Genomic DNA, 6,993 nt, shown 5'->3' with positions numbered 1-6,993 from the left:
GGAAGGCGGGCGCAGGCGGTGATCCGGGAGCCAGGAGACCTGCCGATGATGGTCGTTCCGCAGCCGGGCGGGGTGTACCGGATGCAGCGTGGGCTCGCCAATAAGGGCGGGTGGCCTCGCCATGGACGACGTTCGTTCATGGTTGGAGGTTTTTTACGTGAAATATCTGTTTTTGCTTGGTTGTTCGCTTGCCGTTTCTGCGCCCGCTTGGGCTGCAGACGATGAAATTACCGTGCTCGCAACCGGCCTTTCGGAGCCTGTTGACCAGACGGGGCAGGCGATCAGCGTGGTCGATGCCGAGGAACTCGCCTCGATCCAGGGGCCTGACATCACCCGCGTCCTGGAGCGCCTGCCCGGCGTCACGCTGACCCGCAATGGCGGGTTGGGATCATTCACCGGTGTACGCATCCGCGGCGCCGATGCCGAACAAACGCTGGTGCTGATCGACGGCGCGCGGGTGGCGGACACGTCCTCACCCGGCAGCGGTTTCGATTTCGGCACGCTGCTTTCGGGCAATGTCGAAAAGCTTGAACTGCTGCGCGGATCGAACAGCGTGATCTGGGGATCGGACGCCATCGGCGGCGTGATTGCCGTGACCACCAAGGCCAGCGAAGGCGTGGAGGCTTCGGCCGAATACGGTGCCTATGACAGCTTCACCGGCTCCGCTTCGGGCGGGATGAAGACCGGCGACCTCACGCTTTCCGTGAATGGAGGCTATTCTCGCAGCGATGGCTTTTCCGCGCTTGCCGCTGATTCCGAGGCCGACGGCTTTGAGCAATGGCAGGCCGGCGGACGCGCCGCGCTCGACATCGGCAGCGGCCTCTCGGCCTTCGTCGATGCGCGCTATGCCCGGTCGGAAGCGGGGATCGATTTCTCTTTCGCCAACGATTACGTCCAGACCACCAAGCAGGCATCGGGCCGGGCGGGGTTGCGCTATGCCTCTGAGGTGCTCGACCTGACGGCAGCCTACAGCCTTGCCGATACCAACCGCGCCTATGACAGCGCCTCCTTCGGCTACGCCTATGACAGCCGGAACCAGCAGGCCGAACTGCGCGGCAAGTGGAAGCTGGCCGGGCCGGTCGCCGTGCTGTTCGGCGCCGGTCACGTTTGGGACCGCTATGAGGGCACCTTCGATACCCGCCAGACGGCGCGGCAGGCGAACGGATATCTGCTGGCTGACTTTACGTCCGGCAGCGCCAATTTCGCCGCCGGGGTCAGGCTCGATCACCACAGCCGCTTCGGCGATGCCTGGACGATGGGGGCCAATGGATCGGTCGGCATTGGCGGTGGCTGGCGGCTGCGCGCATCTTACGGTGAAGGGTTCAAGGCACCGACGTTGTACCAGCTGTTCGGTTTCGCAGGGAACCTCGGCCTCGAACCCGAACGCAGCCAATCCTACGAAGCGGGCATCGAAAAGGGCGACCGCGGATCGACCTTGCACTTTGCCGCCACGGTGTTCCGCCGCGATAGCCGCAACCTGATCGTCTATGACGCCAATGCCAACGGCGGCTGGGGCGGTTACCTCAACGAGAGCCAGACACGCGCCAGCGGCTTTGAGATGGAGGCCGATGTTCGCCCGGTGGAGGTTCTGCAACTGCGCGCGGCCTATTCCTATGTGAAGGCCGCGAACCGCACTACGGGCCGCGATCTCTATCGCCGCCCGCGCCATGCGCTCAGCCTGTCGGGCGATTGGACCACGCCGCTGGGCGGTCTGGTGATCGGGGCCGATACGCGCCTTGTCGGGCCGAGCATGGACGATCCGTTCGGCGACAAGAACCTCGCCAACGATGTGCGGCTCAAGGGCCATGTCGTGCTTACCCTGCGCGCCAGCCTGCCAGTGACCGAGCAGATCGAAGTCTTCGGCCGCGTCGAGAATGTCGGCGATGCCGATTATCAGGCGGTCGCCGGCTACAACACGCCGGGGCGCAGCGCCTACGCCGGCGTGCGCGCGCGGTTCTGATGAAGCCGGCGGGCGTCCTTCTCGCGCTGGTGCTGGGGGCATGCTCCCCGGTGCAGGCGGGCAGGGCGCCCGCCCCTTCGCTGCCGCGCATCGTCAGCCTCAATCCCTGCACCGACGCCATTCTGGCAGAGGTGGTCGATCCGGCGCAAATTATCGCGATTTCGGCATGGAGTCACGATCCGGCGTCAAGTTCGATGGATCTCTCACAGGCGCGGCGGTTCCGGGCGACGAACGGAACTGTCGAGGAAGTTCTGGCTCTGCGGCCCGACCTGATCGTCGGCGGCACCTTTACGCCGTCAGCGACACGCAGCGCCTATGCGCGGCTGGGTTTGCGGCTGGAAGAGGTCGGCATTGCTTCGACCGTCGAGGAGAGCATCGCACAGGTGCGGCGCCTTGCAGCCTTGGCGGGCCATCCCGAACAGGGCGAAGCGCTGGTTGCCCGGATCACCGATGCCCTGGCAAAGGCCGCTCCGCCACCGGGAGCGCCTCCGATCCAGACTGTCCTGTGGGAGCCGGGCGGCATTGTGCCGGGGGACAATACACTGGTCGCCGACATCATGCGCCGCGCGGGGCTGGCGAATTTCACCGCCGGGAAGGGCATGAAGCAAGCGGACTACCTGCCACTGGAACGCCTGCTTGCCGATCCGCCGGAACTGGTGCTCACCGCCGGCAATCCGCGCGCCGAGGAAAACCGCCTGCTGGGCCATCCTGCCTTGGCGCAGCTGACGAAGACCCGCCGCAAGGCTGTGGATCCCGCCTTGCTTTACTGCGGCGGCCCGACGATCATCCGCGCCGCCCGCCGTTTTGCCGAGGTGCGCGGAACATGAACCGCCTCAACCTGACCCTGCTGGCGCTGATCGTGCTGGCCGTGCCGCTGTCTTTGCTGGCCGGGCAGGTGTGGATCAATCCGTTCGACCCGGCGGTGCCAAATGCGGCAGCGATCCTGCTCGAACTGCGCCTGCCGCGTGCCGTGCTGGCGCTGGCGGTCGGCAGCGGCCTCGGCGCGGCGGGGGCGGCGATGCAGGGCTATCTGCGCAATCCGCTGGCCGATCCGGGGCTGTTCGGCATCGCGCCCTGTGCAGCACTGGGCGCGGTTCTGTCGCTGTGGACAGGCTATGCCGTGAGCGCCTGGACCCTGCCGCTGTTCGCGCTGGCCGGGGCGGCGATCGGCATGTTGCTGCTCAGCCTGATCGCCGGGAAGAACGGCGGGGTTGCCACGTTCACGCTCGCCGGGATGATGCTCGCCAGCCTTGCCGGCGCGCTGATGAGCCTCGCCATCAGCCTCGCGCCTTCGCCTTTTGCGCTGTCCGAGATCGTCACATGGCTGATGGGCGCGATTGCCGATCGGTCGTGGAATGAGGCGTGGATCGCCGTCCCCGGCGCGCTGGTGGGCATTGCTGCGCTGCGCCTTGCCGGGCGCGGGCTCGATGCCTTGCTGCTCGGCGATGCCGTGGCGCGGTCGCTCGGGATCAACCTTGGCCGCTTGCAGGCGCTGCTGGTCATTGGTGTCGGCCTGACCGTCGGAACCGGCGTGGCGGTGGCCGGGATCATCGGCTTCGTCGGTCTGGTTGTGCCGCATCTGGTGCGCCCGCTGACCGACCGCCGCCCATCGAGCCTGATCGTGCCGAGTGCGCTGGCTGGAGCCCTGCTGCTGCTGATCGCCGATTGCCTGTGCCGGGTGCTGCCGCTGGCCGGCGGCGAGCTGCGACTGGGTATCGCGCTCAGCCTGATCGGTGCGCCGTTCTTCCTCGCGCTGTTGTTACGCATGCGGCGCGGCACTTCGGCGGATGGAGGCTGGGCATGACCCTTTCCGCCAACGCACTCGAACTGCCCGGACGGCTGGACGGCATATCGCTAACCCTGCGGCCCGGCGAACTGACGGCTATCGTCGGCCCGAATGGCGCGGGGAAGAGCAGCCTGCTCGCCTGCCTCGCCGGATTGCTCGAAGGCGGCATGGTGCGGCTGGACGGTATCGCGCTGGGTGAGGTTCTTCCGCATGACCGCGCCAAGGCGATCGGCTTTCTGCCGCAAACGCCCGAAGTGGCGTGGGACGTGACAGTTGAAACGCTGGTCGCGCTGGGCCGGTTGCCATGGCCGGGGACTCCGGGCGGCGCGGCCATCGAAGCAGCGGTCGCGGTCATGGATCTCGAACATTTGCGCCACCGCCGCGTATTGCGTCTGTCGGGCGGAGAACGCGCGCGGGCGCTGCTGGCTCGCGTGCTGGCCGGAGAACCGCGCTGGTTGCTGGCGGACGAACCGCTTGCCAACCTCGATCTCGCCCACGCTGCCGCACTGATGGGCAAGTTGCGCGGACAGGCACGTGAAGGGCGCGGCGTGGTGGTCGTATTGCACGATCTGGCCGCTGCGATGAACCATTCCGACCGCGTGGTGGTTCTGGCGGACGGCGTTATCGCGGCCGACGGCCCGCCTGCCGAAGCCCTGACGCCGGACCTGATCGGCGCGGTGTGGAAAGTCAGCGCCCGCTGGCTGGGTGAGCCGGGCGCGAAGGCCCTTTCGATCTGACGGCGAGAAAATTTCGACAGGTTTGACGCAAGTCAAGGTTGTCGTCGGTGGGGAGGCTTAGCCCGACACGGCAGGTCCTTTCAGGACCTCGTTTCTCCCCGCCTAAAGAGCGGCTGTCTCACGTGAACAGCCGCTCTCTTTTTGACTATCGTGCGGGGCACGCCTTCTTGTTGTTCGCCGCCCAGTCAATGCCTGCTTCAAGCAAGGCGAGCGCCTGCGGCTGGCTGTAGGTTTGCGGCATGTGGCCGATGGCGGAATAGAACATCCGGCCTTTTCCCATGCAGTTGGTCCAGGCAATCGGGTGATCGTTGCCCATGTCGAGATAGCCGTCAGGGCCCATCGGGCTCTTGCGCGTATAGGACCCTTCATCGAGCGAGGCGATGACCTGCGCACCGGCGGCGCGCGGGCTGGTCTTGAACGAGTACCATTCGTCGGTCATGCGCCATTCGCGCGGCAGGTTCGCAGCTTTGGCGATCGGATGGTCATTGCTGACGATCACGCGGGCTTCCTGAAACTGCGGTGCCATCGGGTGGCCGGTAAAGCGGGTGCCGATCAGCGTGTCGGCATACCAGTCCCAGAAATAGGCCGGATCGCCGGCGCTGCCGTGCATGGCAGCAAAACCGCCGCCGTGTGCGAGGAATGCCTGCAGTGCCTTGCGCTGGCTCAGCGTCAGGATATCGCCGCTGATGTTGTTCCACACCACCGCGTCGAACTGGCCCAAAGTCTTGGCATTGATCGCGCCGCCCTTTTCGGTGAAGGCGATGGCCCAGCCCTTGCGCGTCGCCATGGCGGTCAGCGCGGCGTGGGCCGCTTCGACCGATGGCACGTCCTTGAAGCCGTTGATCTTTTCCATCACCAGCAGGCGCACCTTCGCTTTCGGCAGGTTGAATGCCGGCATGTCGTTGTCAAAGCGCTGGCAGCGGGCGACCTGGTCCGCCGCCGTCACCGGCAGGGTGCGCAGCTCGGCGTCGATCTTCGCCACGCTGGCTGCATCGAGCCCGGTAAAGCGCGAGGCGGTTTCGGCAGTGAGGATCGAGGCGAAGCTGGGCGTCTTTGTGCCGATGAAGATGGGCGGCATCTTGTCCATCCGCCCGGGAGCGTACTTGTCGATCACGCCTTTCGCCGCCGGACTGAGCAATATGTCGATCAGCGGCGAACTCGCCGAGAACGGCACGTCGCGGTTTGGGCAGTCCGTAACCGGACCGGCCAGGGCAGGCGCCGATAGCGCGACAGCCGCCAGACCGGCGGCAAGTTTCAAAACCATGCGCATCAGATCTTGCCTTCCTTGAGGAATTCCACCGCATGGTGCGCGGCGCGGGCCGAAAGCGCCATGTAGGTCAGCGACGGGTTCTGGCAGCCCGAAGACGCCATTGCGCCGCCATCGGTGCAGAACAGGTTCGGCACTTCATGGGCCTGATTGTACTTGTTGAGCACTGAAGTCTTGGGGTCCTTGCCCATGCGGACCGTGCCCATTTCATGGATGCCGAGGCCCGGAGTGCCCGGTGTGTCTGCCTGGCTGACGACCACGCCGCCAGCTGCCTCGATCATGGCCCTGCCGTCATCCATGATGTGCTTGACCATGGCGTGTTCATTCGGACCCATCACGCATTCGATGTGCGGGATGGCCATGCCCCACTTGTCCTTGCGGGTGGCGTTCAGCGTGACGCGGTTTTCCGGGTTGGGCAGCATTTCGCCGAAGCCCGAGATGAAGGCCATCCACGGACCGAACTTGTGCATGCCTTCCTTGTATTCCGCGCCGATCGTGCCGGGCTGGTTCAGGCCCTTGCCGGTGATGCGCATGGCCCCGCCCTGATAGCCATAGCCGCGGACATAGCCTTCGCCGGGTTCGGTCACGTTGCGGAAGCGCGGGATGTAGATGCCGGTCGGGCGGCGGCCCTTGTAGTACGAATCCTTCGGACCGTTCGGCAGGATGCCAGCGGTCGACAGCGCGTACATGTGGTCCATCAGGTTGCGGCCAACCTGGTCCGAACCGTTGGCGAGGCCACGCGGATTGGCGTCATTGGCCGAATTCAGCAGGATGGTTGCCGAGTTGATCGACGAGGCGTTGAGGAAGACGATCTTCGCTTCATAGGTCTTGCCGACTTTGGTCACGGCATCGATCACCCGCACGCCAGTGGCCTTGCCGGTCTTCGGATCGGTGACGACCGAATGGACGATGGCATTGGTGATCAGCGTCAGGTTGCCGGTCTTGCGCGCCGCCGGCAGCGACGAGGTCAGCGTCGAGTGCATCGCGCCGAATGAGCAGCCGCGCTCGCAGATCGAGCGGTTCTGGCAGGGGCCGCGGCCCAGCGCTTCGTGGTGCGGCTTGGCTTCGGACAAGTTGGCGTTGCGGCCGATGATGACCTTGCGGGTCGGGAATTTCTTCTCGACGGCCGCCTTGAGCATCTTTTCGGCGTCGTTCATTTCCCAGGCCTTGAGGAACTTGCCATCGGGAAGCTGGGGCAGGTTTTCATAGCTGCCAGCCACGCCGATGAAGTCCTCGATGTGGT

The 6,993-nt window shown here is 65.6% G+C and carries 6 protein-coding genes and 1 riboswitch; of the genes, 4 read left to right on the top strand and 2 right to left on the bottom strand.

Features of this window, described 5'->3' with window-relative positions; genetic code table 11:
• Positions 1 to 62: riboswitch (cobalamin riboswitch) on the top strand. This riboswitch is flagged as partial in the annotation.
• Between the two features lie 95 nt (positions 63 to 157).
• Genes RMO89_RS17480 through RMO89_RS17465 form a run of 4 tightly spaced genes read left to right on the top strand, consistent with a single transcriptional unit; the run spans position 158 to position 4,483 of the window.
• Complete coding sequence (locus RMO89_RS17480; RefSeq protein WP_310534742.1) at positions 158 to 1,960, top strand: TonB-dependent receptor domain-containing protein; 1,803 nt, start codon at positions 158 to 160, stop codon at positions 1,958 to 1,960.
• Positions 1,960 to 2,787 carry a helical backbone metal receptor gene (locus RMO89_RS17475; RefSeq protein WP_310534741.1) on the top strand — a complete coding sequence of 276 codons (828 nt, stop codon included), beginning with the start codon at positions 1,960 to 1,962 and terminating at the stop codon, positions 2,785 to 2,787. The genes RMO89_RS17480 and RMO89_RS17475 overlap by 1 nt, the downstream gene beginning before the upstream one ends.
• Positions 2,784 to 3,764 carry an iron ABC transporter permease gene (locus RMO89_RS17470; protein ID WP_310534740.1) on the top strand — a complete coding sequence of 327 codons (981 nt, stop codon included), beginning with the start codon at positions 2,784 to 2,786 and terminating at the stop codon, positions 3,762 to 3,764. The genes RMO89_RS17475 and RMO89_RS17470 overlap by 4 nt, the downstream gene beginning before the upstream one ends.
• Positions 3,761 to 4,483 (top strand): ABC transporter ATP-binding protein, encoded by a 723-nt coding sequence (locus tag RMO89_RS17465; RefSeq protein WP_310534739.1) that lies wholly within the window; start codon positions 3,761 to 3,763, stop codon positions 4,481 to 4,483. Before RMO89_RS17470 ends, RMO89_RS17465 begins: the two co-directional genes overlap by 4 nt.
• Before the next feature lie 145 nt (positions 4,484 to 4,628).
• On the opposite strand, the gene RMO89_RS17460 is transcribed toward RMO89_RS17465, so the two are convergent.
• Together RMO89_RS17460 and RMO89_RS17455 are read right to left on the bottom strand one after the other, a co-directional pair.
• A complete protein-coding gene (locus RMO89_RS17460) occupies positions 4,629 to 5,753 on the bottom strand; it encodes a ThuA domain-containing protein (RefSeq protein ID WP_310534737.1) in 1,125 nt (374 codons plus the stop codon).
• Positions 5,753 to 6,993, bottom strand: a 1,241-nt coding sequence (locus RMO89_RS17455; protein ID WP_310534735.1) for a GMC family oxidoreductase, incomplete at its 5' end; no start/stop codon positions are given. The genes RMO89_RS17455 and RMO89_RS17460, both read right to left, overlap by 1 nt.

Source organism: Novosphingobium sp., from assembly GCF_031424035.1.
In the GTDB taxonomy this organism is placed as follows: domain Bacteria; phylum Pseudomonadota; class Alphaproteobacteria; order Sphingomonadales; family Sphingomonadaceae; genus Novosphingobium.
Note: the sequence above shows the minus strand (reverse complement) of the source record. Positions and strands in the feature narration are given on the sequence as shown.

Coding starts and splice junctions, on each gene's coding strand:
- RMO89_RS17475 (WP_310534741.1), top strand. CDS start 1,960: ATGAAGCCGGCGGGCGTCCTTCTCGCGCTGGTGCTGGGGGCATGCTCC.
- RMO89_RS17470 (WP_310534740.1), top strand. CDS start 2,784: ATGAACCGCCTCAACCTGACCCTGCTGGCGCTGATCGTGCTGGCCGTG.
- RMO89_RS17465 (WP_310534739.1), top strand. CDS start 3,761: ATGACCCTTTCCGCCAACGCACTCGAACTGCCCGGACGGCTGGACGGC.
- RMO89_RS17460 (WP_310534737.1), bottom strand. CDS start 5,753: ATGCGCATGGTTTTGAAACTTGCCGCCGGTCTGGCGGCTGTCGCGCTA.